Here is a 15,829-nt window from a genome sequence, read left to right on the forward strand (position 1 = left end):
TGTGCTTAGGGCTGTGCTTTGTCGCGGCTGCTAGTCAGGTGTAAAAAGCACTGCCGTTCTTTGTAGCGGCGGTGCTTTTTTTTTGCCACAATGCCCGATCTGTTTATTCCTAGTGATGGTTCCGTGTACCCCGAAGCTTATTCTGAATCTCCGCCGCCCTTTGAAGAAGAGAGCGATTTTGCGCAACTGAAAATGCCCCCCCATTCGGTAGAGGCAGAGCAGTCGGTGCTTGGCGGCCTAATGATCGCCAACGAAAGCTGGGACTCGGTGGCCGATGTGGTTGGCGAGGGTGATTTCTTCCGCCCTGAGCATCGCAAAATATTCGCGCAAATGACCCGCTTGGTCACCCTCGAGTTGCCAATAGACGTGGTAACACTGGCAGAGGAGCTGGCTAAGGCGGGGCAGCTAGAGCAGGTCGGTGGCGCGGCGTATTTGGCTGAAATCGCCAATAACACCCCTTCGGTAGTAAATATTCGGGCCTACGCCCAAGCGGTGCGCGAGCGCGCGACCTTCCGCTCGTTAATCAGTGCGGCGAATGCCATTGCCGACAGCAGTTTTAACCCTGAAGGTCGCAACAGCGACGAGATTCTGGATGAGGCCGAGCGGGCCATCATGCAGATCTCTGAGGAGCGCCCTAAAACTGGCGGCCTCACCCCCATCAACCCGCTATTGAAGTCGGCGGTTGATAAAATCGACGAGCTGTTTAGCAACGAAGATGCGGTAACGGGTTTAACCACGGGCTTTGAAAAGCTCGATGAAATGACCTCGGGCCTGCAAAACTCTGACCTGATCATTGTTGCAGCCCGTCCCTCGATGGGTAAGACCACTTTTGCGATGAACCTCGTCGAAAATGCGCTGATGAAAAGCGAGCAACCCATTCTGGTGTTCAGTATGGAAATGCCCGCCAATCAGCTGATGATGCGGATGCTGTCTTCTGTTGGCCGTATTGATCAGACTCGAATAAGAACAGGCCGTTTGGAAGAAGAGGATTGGCCTAAGCTGAGTTCGGCGGTGACCAAGCTCAAAGACAAGCTGCTATTTATTGACGACACACCGGCGCTAACCCCCACCGAAGTGCGTTCTCGGGCGCGTAAGATTGTGCGCGAGCACGGCAGCGTCGGCATGATCATGCTCGATTACCTTCAGTTAATGAAAGTCGCGGGCACCGCGAGCGAAGGGCGAACCGCTGAGATTTCTGAAATCTCGCGCTCTTTGAAAGGCATCGCCAAAGAATTTGAATGTCCGGTCGTAGCGCTGTCGCAGCTTAACCGCGCCTTGGAGCAGCGGCCTAACAAACGACCGATTAACTCGGATTTGCGGGAATCGGGCGCCATCGAGCAAGACGCCGACGTTATTATGTTTATCTACCGCGATGAAGTGTATAACGAGGAATCGGCGGATAAAGGTATGGCGGAAATAATCATCGGCAAACAGCGTAACGGCCCGATTGGTACCGCTAGGTTAAGTTTTGTGGGCAAGCATACGCGCTTTGAGAATTTGGCCTTTGGCTATGAGCAGGCGGATGAATACTAATTGGTCGGACGTCTGATGTCGGGCGTCTGACGAAGAGGCAGTATTTATTCGGGAGTCAGACGTCGGATGTCTGACGCTTAAAGGCATTCGCTGCGCTCACTAAATGCTCGCTTTTAATTTTAGCGTCTCCCATCTCCCGTCAAGCATTCAGCGCATTCCACGTCCGACCTCAGACCTTAGACGTCAGACTCCGCTTGCTTCTTCTTCACCAAGCGCCCAAACACAATCCCCACTTCAAACAAAAACCACATCGGCACTGCGAGCAGTGCTTGTGAGATAACGTCCGGTGGGGTGAGCAGCATGCCGAATACAAAGCAGCCGATGATGACATAGGGGCGTTTGGCGGCTAAGTCTTCGGCGCTGGTCACGCCGGAGGCGATGAGGAGTACGGTGGCGATGGGGATTTCAAAGGCGATGCCAAAGGCGAGGAACAGCTTTAGGGCGGTGTCTAGGAATCGGGCGATGTCGGGGGTGTAGTTGACACCTTCGGGGGTGATACCGCTGAAAAAGCCGAATACCAGCGGGAAAACCACATAGTAGGCGAAAGCCAGTCCCGCATAAAACAAGATAACGCTTGAGGCGAGTAGTGGGGCAGCGATGCGCTTTTCGTGGCGGTACATACCGGGTGCAACAAACTGCCAAATCTGGTGGAGTATTACTGGCATCGCCATACAAAATGCCGAGACCAGCACCAGTTTAAACGGTGTTAGGAAGGGCGAGGCAATTTCCGTGGCGATCATGCTAGTGCCTTCCGGCAGGTAGCGGCGCAGCGGCTCGGCAACAAAGCTGTAAATAGTGTTGGCGAAGGGCATTAGGCCAACGGCGCAGACCAGCACGGCGAGTACCACGCGCAGAAGGCGGTCGCGTAATTCTGTTAGGTGGGCAACCAGCGGCTGACCTTGATCTTGGTCGGCGTCAGTCATGATGTGGGATCTTGTTTATTGGGTGCTTGTTCATTAGCGGCTGGCGCTAGGCTTTGTTCTTCCGTATTCGGCGTGTTTTTGCTTTCGAGCTTTTCGTCGGCTGTAGAATTTTGCTTAGGGGCAATACTGTTTTCAATGTCACGCAGCCCTTCGCCAGCCTTGTTCATTTCTTTATTTAATTGGTCTTTGCTTTCTTTTAGCGATGCCAGAACTGATTCGTTGTGAAGTTGGCGGCGAATTTCATCGGCGCCAACTTCGCGCTCAATTTCGCTGCGAATATCACTAAAGCTGCGGCGTAGGCGACCTATCCAGAGTGCGACGGTGCGCACTGTGCCAGGCAAGCGTTCGGGGCCAATGACCAGTAAGCCGAGGACACCGATCACCAATAGCTCTGCAAAACCAATATCGAACATTTAGTGCTTAGACTCTTCTTTGCTCTCGGTTTTTGCCGTGCCGGCGTCTTGCTCGGCTTTGCTTTCGAGGTTTTTAGCTTCCTCGTCTTCGTCACCTTTCATACTGTCTTTAAAGCCTTTAAGGGCGCCGCCGAGGTCGCTGCCCATGCCCTTGAGTTTTTTGGTGCCAAATAATAAAACCACGATGGCAAGGATGATGAGGAGTTGCCAAATGCTAATGCCGCCTAAGCCCATGATTATGTCCTTTTGCTAAAAATGAAAATTAATTATTTGTCCCGCGCCGCTTTTTCGTCCAGACCTGAAAGGCCAAAACGGCGGGCGAGTTCGTCGAGAATCGGTTGGTGGCTTTCGCCAAGTTCCGACAGCATCACCAAACTGTGAAACCACAAATCAGCGGTTTCGTAGATTACTTTACTATTGTCGCCACTGACTTGTGCGTCTTTGGCGGCGATAACGGTTTCAAAGGCCTCTTCGCCGACTTTTTCCAGTATTTTATTTAGGCCTTTGTAGTGAAGGCTGGCGACATAGGAACTGTCTGGACTGGCGCTTTTGCGGGCCGCCAGTACTTGGTCGAGCTGACTTAAAATCGATTCTGGCATATTACTGGTCCACGCTTTTATACATTGTTGCGGGATCTTTTAATACCGCTTCCATACTCTGCCAGTTGTCGCCTTTAAGCTGGCGATAAAAGCAGCTTTCGCGCCCCGTGTGACAGGCGATACCGCCAATTTGCTCCACTTGCATAAGCAGGGCGTCGCCGTCGCAATCTAGGGCAATGGAGTGAATTTTTTGTACGTGACCGGAGCTTTCACCTTTGCGCCATAATTTATTGCGTGAGCGCGACCAGTAAACGGCGTCGCCGCTGCTAATCGTAAGTTGCAAAGATTCACTGTTCATCCATGCCATCATAAGCACGCGGCCACTTTTGGCGTCTTGGGCAATAGCGGCGACGAGTCCGTCGGCGTTCCACTTTACTTGCTCAAGCCACGGGCTGGTATTGGGTTTACTGCTCATACTGTTTCCAAGAGGCTTGGGTGTTCGTGTCGATATTGATCAGGGCCATACTTTACCTCAGCGGCTGCGGATAAAGAAATACAAAGCGACAGCAAATAGGCCAATACTCATGCTGGGGAGTTCTTGTAAGCCCGCTCGGATTCCGGGGTCGCTGACTAAGGCCGCTGCCAGCGCGGCAACTATGGCAAGGCGTTGATTGCGGCCGCGCTGCGCTTGTTGCTTAATCATTTCAGCAAAATCGTGTTGAAGTTGGCGCTCTGCTTTGGTGTTTGCAGAAATCTGCTCTTTGCCTGCGCCGCCGCGTTCCAGTAGCGCCTCAGGTAAGTTAGGTAGCTGTTCTAACCAGCCGGGAATGCGGTGACTGACTTTTTTCAAGACACTTTGCGGCGAGTAGCGATCGCGCACCCAGCGCTCCAAAAATGGCATGGCGGTAGACCATAAATCCAGCTGAGGGTAAAGCTGGCGGCCCAGACCTTCAATATTCAATAGGGTTTTTTGCAGTAGCACCAGAGAGGGCTGCACTTCCATGTCAAAGCGGCGGGCAGTTTGGAACAGCTGCAAGAGCAAGAGACCAAAGGAGATCTCCGCCAGTGGCTTTTCAAAGATAGGCTCACTGACCGTGCGGATGGCGGCTTCAAACTCATGCACGCGGGTTTCTGGCGGCACCCAGCCACACTCAATATGGAGTTCGGCGACCTCCCGGTAATTGCGCTGAAATATCGCCAGTAAATTGCGGGCTAAATAATATTGATCGAAATCGCTGAGGCTGCCGATAATGGCGCAGTCTATCGCGATGTACTGGGGGGAGTTGGGGCGATTGTGGGCAATAAAAATATTGCCGGGGTGCATGTCGGCATGAAAGAAACTGTCGCGAAACACCTGGGTAAAGAAAATTTCTACGCCACGCTCAGCGAGCTTTTTCATGTCGGTACCTTGTTCTTTTAAGGTTTCAACATCGGTAACGGGAATACCGTAAATGCGCTCCATAACTAATATATTGCGACGGGTGTAATCCCAGTACACCTCAGGCACATAGAGCACTTCAGAGTCTTTGAAATTGCGACGTAGCTGGGAGGTATTGGCGCCTTCACGCTGTAAATCCAGTTCATCTAGTATTGTGTGACGGTAGTCTTCCACCACTTCAACCGGTCGCAGGCGGCGGCCGTCGGGAATATAGCGGGCAATGAGTACCGCAATGGTTTGTAGCAGTTTTAGGTCGGCACTAATAATGTGCTCGATGCCCGGGCGCACCACTTTAACAACCACATCGATGTTGTTGTCGATGGTGGCGGTATGGACTTGTGCGATGGATGCAGAGGCGAGGGGCTGGCGATCAAACTTAAGAAAGAGTTGCTCAATGGGTTTGCCCAGCGCGGCCTCAATTACCGCGACGGCTTGTTCGCTGCCGAAGGGGGGGACCTGATCTTGGAGTTTAGCGAGTTCCATGGCCACGTCGTCGGCGAGAAGGTCGCGGCGAGTTGACAGAATCTGGCCGAATTTAATAAATATTGGGCCCAGGTTTTCTAAGCCTAAACGTAAGCGTTCGCCGCGACTGTATTTGCCTTTGGCAAATAAGCGCCACGGGCCGCAGCGCAATAATAAGCGGGCGCGCAGTGGTAGGTGCTCAGTGGGGATGAGGGTATCTAGTCGGTAGACACAAATAATCCAGCAAATAGCGAGCAGGCGACGCAGCCCCATAGTGTTTCCTTAATTTTTATTGGTTTGGGGTGTTAGCCGTGCTTGCAGGCGGCGCAGTTTCGCTTCAAGGCGTTCACTGCGAGCCTTAACATCGTCAATTTGTTGATAGAAATCGTCGGCCTGACAGGGGTGGGGAACGAGATTGCTCTCTTCGACCAAAAACTCTTCAAACTGGCGGTGTAAGTTTTGCCGAGTTGCATTTAGCCAGCGGTGGCCAGCCCGCAGGCCAGTGCCAATTTGGTGGGCGGCGACGTCGCCAAAGGAATCGGCGAGCGGTTGCTCCCAGTCAATGTCGAGGTCGGCAAGAATTTTACGCAATGCTAATAGCGGTGCGGTATCGCCGCTGATCCGAATATTGCCATTGATCAGCGCCGCAGCTGGGTCGGCGGCCGTCGCCACGGCGGCAAACTCACTCCAGCGACCACTGAGCCGGGTGCTAATGCCTTCGTTTAGGCTGCCGAGTATACGCAGGCGACTACCAGTAATGCCGATGCCGATATTAAGATCGGGCTCCTTTAGCTCAAGGGCAAAACGTTGGCCGTCTAAGCTCAATAGTTTCGCGCGGGCACTGGGGTCGAGATGAAGTGCTCTATTAATTAGGTTTTCAAGGCCGGAAATCGCCGCACCTTGGAGTACCGGTGGAATCACGGCTTTATGCCCCGGTGCACGGCAACGACGCCCGCCGTCATATTGTGATAGCGCACATCGACAAAGCCCGCATCGCTCATCATGCCTTTGAGGGTGTCTTGATCGGGGTGCATGCGGATGCTCTCGGCCAAATAGCGGTAACTGTCTGCGTCATTCGTAACGAGTTGGCCCATCTTGGGCAAAACATCAAAAGAGTAGCGGTCGTAGAGCTTTGCGATGACCGGATTAACGGGTTTGGAAAACTCCAGCACCAGCAGGCGACCGCCGGGTTTGAGTACCCTGTTCATGGAGCGCAGTGCGGCGTCTTTGTCGGTGACATTGCGCAGGCCAAAAGCAATAGTAATGCAGTCAAAGTAATTGTCGGGGAAGGGCAGGCATTCGGCGTTGGCCTGTACATATTCGATATTGCCGACGATGCCTTTGTTGGTCAGTTTTTCTCGGCCAACGGTGAGCATCGAGTCATTGATGTCGGCCAGCACAACCTTGCCACTGCTGCCAACTAAGCGGCTAAATTTTGCGGCGAGGTCGCCGGTCCCGCCGGCAATGTCCAATACTTTATTGCCGGGACGCACGCCAGACAGTTCAATGGTAAAGCGCTTCCACAGGCGATGGACGCCACCGGACATGAGGTCGTTCATGATGTCGTATTTGGCCGCCACAGAGTGAAAGACGCCAGCGACCATTTTGACTTTGTCTTTGCTGTCGACGGTTTTGTAACCGAAGTGGGTGGTTTTGTCGTCTGCCATAAATTCTGCCTACTTGGTATGGTCTTGGCGGGGCGGCCAGCTTAATTAGGCCGCTATTGTAGCGTTTGCGTGGGCGCCCTGCACGATTGGATTTGACTTAAGGATTATATGTCGAGTTCGTCTCTGAGCTGCTGCATGCGCTGACGCTGTTCGTCGGGGCTCAGTGGCTTGCTAATGGTCTCTGGAAGCGCGATTTGTGCAGGTAAACTCAGGGTCTCGCCGTTAATAACGCGTTGGCAGATATCCTCGTAGTGCCGCTTAAACACCGGATAAGCAGTGTGCTCGGCAGTGCCCGCAAGAAAAAACCAGTCGCAGGCGCGGCCAGCGTGATAAACCGCGGGGTGTGACCAGTTGTACTCGGCCTTGGGCTGAGGTGCGCGACACGCTTCCATATAGGCACTGTGGCTGTCGGGTAAACCGAGTTCGCGCAGATCGGGTTCGCAGTATTTTAAAATACCTTTAACCGTCGGCAAAAACTCAGATTCGCGAATGGCGCGGTGGGTCGCGGCAATAATTCGCTCTGGGCTGATGTGGCGCAGATTGCTAAACCAAATTTTCTTGGCATAGGAGAGCTTTTCAGGATTTGAAAAGGCCTTGTTGTATTGGTTGTGGTAGACCAGCTCGAACTCCGCAAACATCTGGTTAAGCGCGTCGATTACGGCGTCTCTGTCTGGTAGGGGTTCAGAGTTCGTCTGCCCAGCTGCGGTCGGTGTGTTTGGCGATGAAGCCAGTTGCCGGTTTGCTTGCTCCAGGAGCTTGTTGCTGTCTTGCATCGCTCTGTCCCAGTTGATGATTGTTTGCCCAACGGTATTTTACATGTTGGAGAAATTTTGTGTTCCATGAACGGTGTGCTTGGCCGCTGTCTTGCCAGAATAATATAAATTCGGCGATTTGTGCTTTGGCAAATTCCGGGTCGATACGGGCCATACGCAAAATATCGAAGACTGAATCATTGGGCTGCCAGTTGCCGGGAATTGGCGCGATGACGTTTTCATTGCTGACGGCATTGGTATAGCGCGCCCATTGCAGGCGAATATGCTGTATAAAGCGCGAATTCCAATTGCTGTCGGCGGTGCCGCGCTCTCGCCAGAACAGGGTAAACTCGGGAATGGCGTCTTCAATAAAATTGCGGCTAATACCGTCGCGCTCGAGAATTTCAAGGGCATCGAGGCTGGGCTTCCAGTTGTCGCCAATGGGTTGATTGCGCGACAATTCAATTTTTTGGTACTGCTCTTTTTTCCAGCGGCGACTGACATACTGGCTAAACGCACTGTTCCACGAGCTGCGGGTTTCGCCCGTGTCGCGGTAATGGGCGATAAACTCGGGTAGCACGGCGTTGATAAACGCGGGGTCGACCTGATTAAAGCGGGTTAGGTAGTCGATGCCCGCTTGGTCGGGGAGCCAGTCTGCTGCAATTATATTGTTGCCGGGCACCGGGTGGCGAGGATTGGCAGTGTTGGTGTGTTGGTTCACTCTTGTGGTGTTGGCGACCAGCGAGCCCCTGCGTACCGGCTGTTGTATAGTTGACTGCGGTGTCGCGCTCTCAGTTTGGGCTGCGGCGGGGCTTGCTTGCACTGCTGGTGCTGCGGATTTGGCTTGGGTAAATGCCAGCCGAATATTTTGTGCATTGCTCATTAGGGCTGCGCCGATAATAATGAGTCCCTGGTCATTCAGGGTGCGTAGCACTTCTTCAATTTTATCCATGTCCCAAAACGGGAGTTGTTTATTCAGGCGCTGTTTGTCAATGATATACCATTGAATTCCTTGGCTTTCCCGGCTGTCGAGCAGGGGTAGCCATTCCGCTAGCAATTGATACAGCAGTGCTGCCTCTAAGCCGAGTGTTGCGGCGAGGGAGGGGGATACCAATAGTTGGCGTTCTACAAAAGCGGCCGACATGCTATTTACTCTGTGGATAGCGGGCCATTGTACGGCCTTGTATGGGCTGCTGTCAGCCCTGTTGTCACCACCAAATTCTGGACGTTTATCGTCTGATCTTTATCAGTAAGAGGGAGCGATTGCTTCAGTATTATGGCAAAACAAAAAACCGCGTATGTGTGTGTGGACTGTGGTTCTGACCACAATAAATGGCAGGGCCAGTGTCAGGATTGCGGCGCTTGGAATACCTTGTCGGAGCTGCGTTTAGGGCCTGCGACGAGTGCCAAAGCAGCACCAGTGCGGCAAGGTTATGCGGGTGAAGTTGGCGGTGAGGTGCAAATGCTCGCCAATGTCAGTATTGAGGCCTTGCCAAGGCGCTCCACTGGTTTTGATGAATTTGATCGGGTCTTGGGCGGCGGGCTGGTGCCTGGCTCTGCGGTATTGATCGGTGGGCATCCGGGGGCGGGCAAAAGTACGCTGCTCTTGCAAGTTCTGTGTCGTTTGGCGAATCAATGCGAATGCCTTTATGTGACTGGCGAAGAGTCGCTGCCGCAGATTGCGATGCGGGCTCAGCGTCTGAATTTAAGTGCAGATACCCTAAAGCTGTGCTCGGAAACCAGTCTCGAGTTGATTTTGGCCCAAGCGATGGCGAATAAACCCGCCATATTAGTGGTGGATTCGATTCAGGTTTTACACAGCGAGCAAGTCAACTCGGCGCCCGGCAGTGTTTCACAGGTGCGGGAGTGCGCTGCGGCGCTCACCCGCTTCGCCAAGCAGACTGGCACGGTACTGTTGATGGTTGGTCATGTAACCAAGGATGGCGGTTTGGCTGGCCCCAAGGTGCTTGAGCATATTATTGATTGCTCGATCATGCTTGAGGGCAGCAGTGATAGTCGCTATCGCACCTTGCGCGGGAGTAAAAACCGATTTGGTGCGGTGAATGAGCTAGGTGTGTTTGCCATGACGGAATTGGGTCTTAAAGAAGTTAAGAACCCGTCTGCGATCTTTCTTAATCGCGGTGATGTGGTGTCGTCTGGCAGTACTGTGATGGTGGTGTGGGAGGGTACGCGGCCGCTCTTGGTCGAGATCCAGGCCTTGGTCGATAGCTCTGGATTTGGCAATCCGCGCCGGGTGGCGGTGGGTTTAGAGCAAAACCGTTTGGCGATGTTGCTGGCGGTGCTACATCGTCACGGTGGCTTACAGGTTGGTGATCAAGATGTGTTCGTTAACGTGGTAGGTGGCGTTAAAGTGCTGGAAACCGGTTCTGACTTAGCATTGCTTTTCGCAATTGTGTCGAGCTTTCGGGATCGCCCTTTGCCTGAAGATTTAGTGGTCTTTGGTGAAGTCGGTCTGTCGGGGGAAATTCGCCCGGTGCCCAGCGGCCAGGAGCGGCTCCAAGAGGCTCGTAAGCACGGATTTCGCCGAGCTATTGTGCCTCATGGTAATGCGCCGCGGGGTGACTTGGTCGGCATGGAAGTCGTGGGGGTGAAAACTCTCGCTGAAGCGCTGGAGGCCATTTAGGCCGCCAGGCTTTGGTCATTTTTATATTTAAAATATTTCTATTGGATCGTCGCCAGCACTGCTGCCGTAGGGGCTTTGGGGTTGGTTGAAGCCCTCGCTCGGCGCATTGTCGCTGCGGAAGTATTCAAATATAGCGTTGCTCTGGCCGGGTTGGGCGAGGTTGCCGGTATCTGGGTCAATTCTTACCGAGATGACATTGTCCGGTTGCTTTAAGTGGCGCTCGGGTTTGTTTTTGAGCGCTTCTTTCATGTAATCAATCCAGATGGGCAGGGCGACAGAGCCACCGTACTCGCGGCGACCAAGATTGTTGTTTTGGTCAAAGCCGACCCAGGCCGAGGTCACAATGCCGCCGCTGTAACCAGAGAACCACGCGTCGGTAGGCCCGTTAGTGGTACCGGTTTTGCCCGCTGCGTCGCTGCGCTTTAGCACCAGTGCTTTGCGGCCGGTTCCTCGCGTGATGACGTCTTGTAAAATACTGTCGATCAGAAAGGCGACGTCTTCGCTGAGTACGCGTTTGGCGTAGTTGGCCTTCGGTGCCTCGCTGCTGCTGTTATTAATGATGTCGTCGAGGGTGTCGGCCTCCATTCGATGGTGAGGGTTTAGTAGGTCGCCATCTTCGTCGGTGCTGCAGTTGCGGCAGACGATATCGGGTTCGGCGCGGTAAAGGGTGTTGCCGTCGCGGTCAATAATGCGATCGATAATATAGGGCTTTACTTTGTAACCGCCATTGGCAAACACCGCGTAGCCGCTAACAATATCCAGCGGGGTTAGCGAATGGCTGCCGAGCGCGAGCGAAAGATCGCGTGGTAGCTTGTTTGGGTCAAAACCGAAGCGGGCTATATAGTCGATGGCTTTGCCGATGCCGAGGTCTCTGAGTACTCTGATAGAAACCAGGTTGCGCGACATATACAGTGCTTTGCGCAGGCGCATGGGGCCATTGAATGTGCCGTTGTCATTGCTGGGGCGCCAGGTGTCGCCGAGCCCGCTGTCCTCAAAGACGATGGGCGCGTCGTTAATAATAGTGGCCGGGGTGAAACCGTTATCGAGGGCGGCGGTATAAATAAAGGGTTTGAAATTCGAACCCGGTTGACGCTCTGCTTGGGTGACGCGGTTAAAGGCGCTTTTTTGATAGTTGTAGCCGCCCACTAAGCTGAGTATTGCCCCGCTATCGGCGTTTAGGGAGACGAGTGCACCCTGAATTTTGGGGAGCTGTGACAGTTCCCAGTGGCGCGGTTCCGTCTGGCTCATGCGCACACGTATTACGTCACCTGCCGCGAGTAAGTCACTCGCCGTTTCTGGTGCGTAGCTGACCCTGTCCTCGCTAATATAACGGATCGTTCCCTCTAGGCCGTGGCTCCACTCCAGCGTCGTTTGGTCGCCAGTGGAGAGTAGCAAGGTGGCGCTTTTCTCGGCTACATTCAAAACCAATGCTGGATGCCAGGGCCCAATGCTGCCAATTTCTTCTAATTTTTGGCTTAGGCGCTCGCGCTGCTCATCGTCGATATCTTTACTGAGATTCCAGTGTCGCTCCGCGCCGCGGTAGCCATGCCGCGTGTCATATTCAATCACGCCGTCGAGAAGAGCGTTATTCGCTGAGTTTTGGAGTCGGCTATCGACTGTGGTGATGACGGTGAAGCCATCTTCATAGGCGGTTCGGCCGTAGCGCTCGAGCATGTGCAGGCGCACCATTTCTGATACGTAAGGAGCATCAACATCGAGCTGGGTGCCATAGGCCTTGGCGCTGATAGGTTCGGCAATGGCAGTTTGGTAGTCAGCCTGTGTGATATAGCCAAGACTAAGCATTCGGCCCAATATCCAGTTACGACGTATTTTGGCGCGATTGGGGTTGGCGACGGGGTTATAGGCCGACGGCGCCTTCGGGAGTCCGGCGATCATGGCCATTTGCGCGAGATTGAGCTCTTTTATGGGTTTTCCGTAATAGACTTGACCGGCAGCCTCGATACCATAGGCATGGTTACCGAGGAAAATCTTGTTTAGGTATAGCTCGAGAATGTCGCCCTTACTGAGTGCACGCTCTATTTCGATGGCCAAGAAAATTTCGGTGAATTTCCGGGTAAAGGTGCGTTCTTGGCTAAGAAAGTAGTTCTTGGCCACCTGCATGGTGATTGTCGAGCCGCCCGATTGGATGCTGCCACTAGTGATTAACTGGGACGCAGCACGCAGCAGACTGGTGATGTCGACACCGTGATGGATATAAAAGCGGTCATCTTCGGCGGCGAGAAAGGCTTTGATAAAGAGCTCGGGGACTTCTTGGAAGCTAATGGGGGAGCGACGCTTTTCGCCAAATTCTCCAAGCAGCTTGCCGTCTGCGCTGTATATCCGCAGCGGTGTTTGCAGTTGAATGTCTTTTAACGCCTCGACGGATGGCAATTTAGGGCTAATATAAAGGAATGCCGCGGCGAAAATCATCACGGCGCCGCAGCTGGCGAGAATGCCTAGGCCGATGAAAAGGCGGAGAATTCGGGTCTTGCTTGGCATATTTTTCCTGTAAATTGAGATGTCGGTAGAAAATCGAAGGCTAGGATAACTAAAACTGTGACATTATCGGCGTCTTTTTTTCATAACTATTTGCGCATTGGTATACACTGGTATTTAATCTTGTATATAAAAGTGCGCTCTAAGTCCACGATGTAAATAGGAAAACTACAGTGCTAGATGGCTTGTTTGGCGGTCAGGGTTCCCGGAGTCTGCTCGGTATTGACATCAGTTCCAGTGCGGTTAAGTTACTGGAGTTGAGCCGGAGTGGCGAGAAATATCGCGTAGAAAGCTACGCGGTAATGTCTCTGCCGTCGCAGGTTGTGGTCGAAAAAAATATTGCTGATGTCGAGCAGGTGGGCGACGTTGTGCGTGCAGTGCACTCCCGATCTCGCAGCAAGCTGAAACGCGCCGCGGTGGCAGTGCCTGGTTCGGCAATTATTACCAAAGTTCTGCACATGCCTGCGGGTCTGCATGAAAATGCCATGGAAACGCAGATTTCCCTCGAGGCTGATCAGTATATTCCTTACCCATTAGATGAGGTTTCTCTGGACTTTGAGGTCTTGGGTGAATCGGAAACCAACCCGGAAATGGTGGATGTGATGCTCGTGGCTTGTCGTCGCGATAACGTCGATACGCGGGTTGAGTCATTAGAAATTGCTGGGATTACCCCAAAAGTGGTGGATGTCGAGGCCTACGCTATTGAGCGGAGTTTTGATCTTATCGCTCAGCAGCTAGGCTGTGATGAGAATACGGTGGTGGCCATTGTCGATGTTGGCGCCAGTATGACCTCCCTCAGTGTGATCGTGAACGGCGAAACAGTTTATACCCGCGACCAATTGTTTGGCGGTCGTCAGCTAACCGAAGAGATCCAGCGTCGCTATGGCTTGACGGTGGAAGAAGCTGGTCTGGCCAAAAAGCAAGGCGGACTATCCGATGACTATGACAGTGAAGTCTTGGCTCCGTTCCGAGAAGCGGTTATTCAACAGGTATCTAGGTCACTGCAATTCTTTTATTCGGCCAGTCAGTACAGCGGTGTCGATATTATTTTATTAGCTGGCGGTGTTGCCGCCATGCAGGGCTTGGTCGAGCTGGTCCAAGAGCGCTTGGGCATAGATACGGTTATTGCGAACCCGTTTGCGGCCATGTCGGTTGCACCGGGTGTAGACGCCACTAAATTGACCAGTGATGCCCCGGCCATGCTGATTGCCTGCGGTTTGGCACTGAGGAGTTTTGATTAATGGCAACGATTAACTTATTGCCTTGGCGCGAGGAGCGCCGCGAGCTGATTAAACAGCAGTTCCTCGTGGTGCTCGGCGGTGTGGCTGTGCTGGGGGCACTGTTGATTTTACTCGCCATGTCGATTGTGAATAGTGCAATCAGTGGTCAGGAAGCACGCAATAATTATATGCAGGCCCAAATAACTAAAATTAATAAGGAAGTGGCCGAAATTAGTGAGCTTGAAAAGCGCCGCCAGCAATTACTCGACCGAATGACGATTATTCAGGATTTGCAGGGTACCCGGCCGCTAATAGTGCGGGTCTTCGATGAAATGGTGAGAACCCTACCCGATGGCTTGTTTTACACCTCGGTAGTTCGGCGTGATAAACAGGTAAATGTGGAAGGCATTGCTGAATCGAATAATAGAGTATCCAGCTTAATGCGTAAATTGGACGGCTCACCTTGGTTTGCCGATCCGAACCTGACTGCGGTGAGTGCGGCTTCAGCCTACGGCGATCAAGCCAGTAGTTTCAAATTGTCTTTCCAGATCAGTGCGCCTGCGCCTGATGATGAGAAGTAGGGAGCGATAGCTGTGGCGGAGTGGCAAGAATTAGTCGAAGAAGTAAAAAGCTTCGACGTCAGTGACCTAACTGTTGAGAATATTGGGGCTTGGCCATTATTGGTGAGGGCAGCAGTATGGCTTGGGGTTTTTGTGTTGTGCTTGGCGGGTGGCTATTTTTATGTGATTGCAGATTTGCGTGTCAAGCTGTCGAGTGTTGAGGCTAAAGAAGTTCAGTTAAAGCAAGAATTTGAGAAAAAAGCATTCAAGGCAGCGAAGCTGATCCCACTGAAAAAGCAGATGGAGGAGATGGAGGAGTCTTTTGGCATTTTACTTAGTCAGTTGCCAGTCGACACCGAAGTGCCCGGCCTCTTAGAAGACATGACCGAGAAGGCAGTTTCGAATGGCTTGGAAATCAGCAGCATCCAGCTCCAGGCCGAGCGAGTTCAGGAATTTTATGTAGAGCTGCCCATTGCCATCAAGGTGAGCGGTAGTTACCACGATTTGGCGGCCTTTGTGAGCGGTATCGCCGGCCTGCCACGAATAGTGACCTTGCACGACTATACGATTAGCTCCAATAAGGAGCAAAGTCAGCAAACCATGTCGATTACGGCTAAGACATACCGTTATAAAGACACGGAGGCGGGTTCATGATTAAGCGCGTTTCCCTTGTCGCCAGCTTTACGCTGGTATTGGCCGCTTGCGGTGGTGGCGCTCAGTTTGCCGATCTAGACGCCTTTGTCGCCGCGAAGCGGGCGGCGCCATCTGGACAAATTCCACCGATTCCTGCTCTCAAAGCTTACCGCGCGTTTAGCTATTCGGCGTCTGGTCTGCGGGGCCCTTTTAATCGCCCGGTTGATGTTAAAGAGATTGCACGACTTGAAGCGGCTAGCAGTGTTAAGCCTGATACCAAGCGCGAGAAAGAATATTTAGAACAGTACTCACTAGACTCCTTGACGGTGGTGGGAACGGTGCGCTTAAACGGGAAATTGTGGGCGTTAGTGAAGGACGCCGATGGCGGTGTGCATCGGGTTAAAGAAAGTAATTACCTAGGCCGGAATTACGGCAAAATTATTGAGGTTGCGGAGAACTACCTGACGGTTATTGAGATTGTCTCCACCGGCGGGGATGGCTGGGTTGAACGGCCGCGCTCCCTTGAACTGAAAGTCCGTAACTAAGAAT

General features: G+C 52.8%; 17 protein-coding genes. 6 read left to right on the forward strand and 11 right to left on the reverse strand.

From position 1 onward, the window contains the following. Window positions 1-90 precede the first annotated feature (90 nt). On the forward strand, window positions 91-1,533 hold the full coding sequence (dnaB, locus tag AZF00_RS04210; protein WP_008246171.1) for a replicative DNA helicase: 1,443 nt from the start codon (window positions 91-93) through the stop codon (window positions 1,531-1,533). A 176-nt stretch (window positions 1,534-1,709) separates the two neighbouring features. Here the strand turns inward: dnaB and tatC are convergent, their stop codons facing one another. The 10 genes from tatC to AZF00_RS04260 form a co-directional block, all read right to left on the reverse strand. After that, complete coding sequence (gene tatC / locus AZF00_RS04215; protein ID WP_008246173.1) at window positions 1,710-2,456, reverse strand: twin-arginine translocase subunit TatC; 747 nt, start codon at window positions 2,454-2,456, stop codon at window positions 1,710-1,712. After that, entirely contained in the window at window positions 2,453-2,869 is a 417-nt protein-coding gene (tatB, locus tag AZF00_RS04220) for a Sec-independent protein translocase protein TatB (protein ID WP_008246181.1), read from the reverse strand. The genes tatC and tatB overlap by 4 nt, the downstream gene beginning before the upstream one ends. Beyond that, complete coding sequence (gene tatA, locus AZF00_RS04225; protein ID WP_008246182.1) at window positions 2,870-3,103, reverse strand: Sec-independent protein translocase subunit TatA; 234 nt, start codon at window positions 3,101-3,103, stop codon at window positions 2,870-2,872. 32 nt (window positions 3,104-3,135) lie between these two features. Then, window positions 3,136-3,468 (reverse strand): phosphoribosyl-ATP diphosphatase, encoded by a 333-nt coding sequence (locus tag AZF00_RS04230; RefSeq protein WP_008246183.1) that lies wholly within the window; start codon window positions 3,466-3,468, stop codon window positions 3,136-3,138. A 1-nt stretch (window position 3,469) separates the two neighbouring features. Next, complete coding sequence (gene hisI, locus AZF00_RS04235; protein ID WP_008246184.1) at window positions 3,470-3,883, reverse strand: phosphoribosyl-AMP cyclohydrolase; 414 nt, start codon at window positions 3,881-3,883, stop codon at window positions 3,470-3,472. A 57-nt stretch (window positions 3,884-3,940) separates the two neighbouring features. Continuing rightward, on the reverse strand, window positions 3,941-5,581 hold the full coding sequence (gene ubiB / locus AZF00_RS04240; protein WP_008246185.1) for a ubiquinone biosynthesis regulatory protein kinase UbiB: 1,641 nt from the start codon (window positions 5,579-5,581) through the stop codon (window positions 3,941-3,943). A gap of 9 nt (window positions 5,582-5,590) precedes the next feature. Continuing rightward, the gene (locus AZF00_RS04245; RefSeq protein ID WP_008246186.1) at window positions 5,591-6,229 is read right to left on the reverse strand and encodes a ubiquinone biosynthesis accessory factor UbiJ; all 639 of its coding nucleotides are present in this window, start codon (window positions 6,227-6,229) and stop codon (window positions 5,591-5,593) included. Next, window positions 6,226-6,975 carry a bifunctional demethylmenaquinone methyltransferase/2-methoxy-6-polyprenyl-1,4-benzoquinol methylase UbiE gene (gene ubiE, locus AZF00_RS04250; protein WP_008246187.1) on the reverse strand — a complete coding sequence of 250 codons (750 nt, stop codon included), beginning with the start codon at window positions 6,973-6,975 and terminating at the stop codon, window positions 6,226-6,228. Before ubiE ends, AZF00_RS04245 begins: the two co-directional genes overlap by 4 nt. Window positions 6,976-7,079: 104 nt before the next feature. After that, on the reverse strand, window positions 7,080-7,748 hold the full coding sequence (locus tag AZF00_RS04255; RefSeq protein ID WP_143829293.1) for a replication protein P: 669 nt from the start codon (window positions 7,746-7,748) through the stop codon (window positions 7,080-7,082). After that, on the reverse strand, window positions 7,657-8,871 hold the full coding sequence (locus AZF00_RS04260; protein WP_008246189.1) for a DnaT-like ssDNA-binding domain-containing protein: 1,215 nt from the start codon (window positions 8,869-8,871) through the stop codon (window positions 7,657-7,659). Before AZF00_RS04260 ends, AZF00_RS04255 begins: the two co-directional genes overlap by 92 nt. A 132-nt stretch (window positions 8,872-9,003) precedes the next feature. Between AZF00_RS04260 and radA the strand changes: the two genes are divergently transcribed. After that, window positions 9,004-10,371: a DNA repair protein RadA gene (gene radA, locus AZF00_RS04265; protein WP_008246190.1), complete on the forward strand. Its 1,368-nt coding sequence runs from the start codon at window positions 9,004-9,006 to the stop codon at window positions 10,369-10,371. 27 nt (window positions 10,372-10,398) lie between these two features. Here the strand turns inward: radA and AZF00_RS04270 are convergent, their stop codons facing one another. Next, complete coding sequence (locus AZF00_RS04270; RefSeq protein WP_008246191.1) at window positions 10,399-12,870, reverse strand: penicillin-binding protein 1A; 2,472 nt, start codon at window positions 12,868-12,870, stop codon at window positions 10,399-10,401. Window positions 12,871-13,040: 170 nt separating this feature from the next. Here AZF00_RS04270 and AZF00_RS04275 point away from each other — a divergent pair, with 170 nt between their 5' ends. Genes AZF00_RS04275 through AZF00_RS04290 form a run of 4 tightly spaced genes read left to right on the forward strand, consistent with a single transcriptional unit; the run spans window position 13,041 to window position 15,825 of the window. After that, window positions 13,041-14,108, forward strand: coding sequence for a pilus assembly protein PilM (locus AZF00_RS04275; protein ID WP_008246192.1), 1,068 nt, complete (start codon window positions 13,041-13,043; stop codon window positions 14,106-14,108). Then, the gene (locus AZF00_RS04280) at window positions 14,108-14,668 is read left to right on the forward strand and encodes a PilN domain-containing protein (RefSeq protein ID WP_008246193.1); all 561 of its coding nucleotides are present in this window, start codon (window positions 14,108-14,110) and stop codon (window positions 14,666-14,668) included. Before AZF00_RS04275 ends, AZF00_RS04280 begins: the two co-directional genes overlap by 1 nt. A 12-nt stretch (window positions 14,669-14,680) precedes the next feature. Continuing rightward, the gene (locus tag AZF00_RS04285) at window positions 14,681-15,301 is read left to right on the forward strand and encodes a type IV pilus inner membrane component PilO (protein ID WP_008246194.1); all 621 of its coding nucleotides are present in this window, start codon (window positions 14,681-14,683) and stop codon (window positions 15,299-15,301) included. Next, the gene (locus AZF00_RS04290) at window positions 15,298-15,825 is read left to right on the forward strand and encodes a pilus assembly protein PilP (protein ID WP_008246195.1); all 528 of its coding nucleotides are present in this window, start codon (window positions 15,298-15,300) and stop codon (window positions 15,823-15,825) included. Before AZF00_RS04285 ends, AZF00_RS04290 begins: the two co-directional genes overlap by 4 nt. The last annotated feature ends 4 nt before the right edge of the window (window positions 15,826-15,829 follow it).

Source organism: Zhongshania aliphaticivorans, from assembly GCF_001586255.1.
Lineage (GTDB): Bacteria > Pseudomonadota > Gammaproteobacteria > Pseudomonadales > Spongiibacteraceae > Spongiibacter > Spongiibacter aliphaticivorans.

Coding starts and splice junctions, on each gene's coding strand:
- ubiB (WP_008246185.1), bottom strand. CDS start 5,581: ATGGGGCTGCGTCGCCTGCTCGCTATTTGCTGGATTATTTGTGTCTAC.
- tatA (WP_008246182.1), bottom strand. CDS start 3,103: ATGGGCTTAGGCGGCATTAGCATTTGGCAACTCCTCATCATCCTTGCC.
- tatC (WP_008246173.1), bottom strand. CDS start 2,456: ATGACTGACGCCGACCAAGATCAAGGTCAGCCGCTGGTTGCCCACCTA.
- dnaB (WP_008246171.1), top strand. CDS start 91: ATGCCCGATCTGTTTATTCCTAGTGATGGTTCCGTGTACCCCGAAGCT.
- tatB (WP_008246181.1), bottom strand. CDS start 2,869: ATGTTCGATATTGGTTTTGCAGAGCTATTGGTGATCGGTGTCCTCGGC.
- AZF00_RS04290 (WP_008246195.1), top strand. CDS start 15,298: ATGATTAAGCGCGTTTCCCTTGTCGCCAGCTTTACGCTGGTATTGGCC.
- AZF00_RS04280 (WP_008246193.1), top strand. CDS start 14,108: ATGGCAACGATTAACTTATTGCCTTGGCGCGAGGAGCGCCGCGAGCTG.
- AZF00_RS04260 (WP_008246189.1), bottom strand. CDS start 8,871: ATGTCGGCCGCTTTTGTAGAACGCCAACTATTGGTATCCCCCTCCCTC.
- AZF00_RS04230 (WP_008246183.1), bottom strand. CDS start 3,468: ATGCCAGAATCGATTTTAAGTCAGCTCGACCAAGTACTGGCGGCCCGC.
- radA (WP_008246190.1), top strand. CDS start 9,004: ATGGCAAAACAAAAAACCGCGTATGTGTGTGTGGACTGTGGTTCTGAC.
- ubiE (WP_008246187.1), bottom strand. CDS start 6,975: ATGGCAGACGACAAAACCACCCACTTCGGTTACAAAACCGTCGACAGC.
- hisI (WP_008246184.1), bottom strand. CDS start 3,883: ATGAGCAGTAAACCCAATACCAGCCCGTGGCTTGAGCAAGTAAAGTGG.
- AZF00_RS04270 (WP_008246191.1), bottom strand. CDS start 12,870: ATGCCAAGCAAGACCCGAATTCTCCGCCTTTTCATCGGCCTAGGCATT.
- AZF00_RS04255 (WP_143829293.1), bottom strand. CDS start 7,748: ATGCAAGACAGCAACAAGCTCCTGGAGCAAGCAAACCGGCAACTGGCT.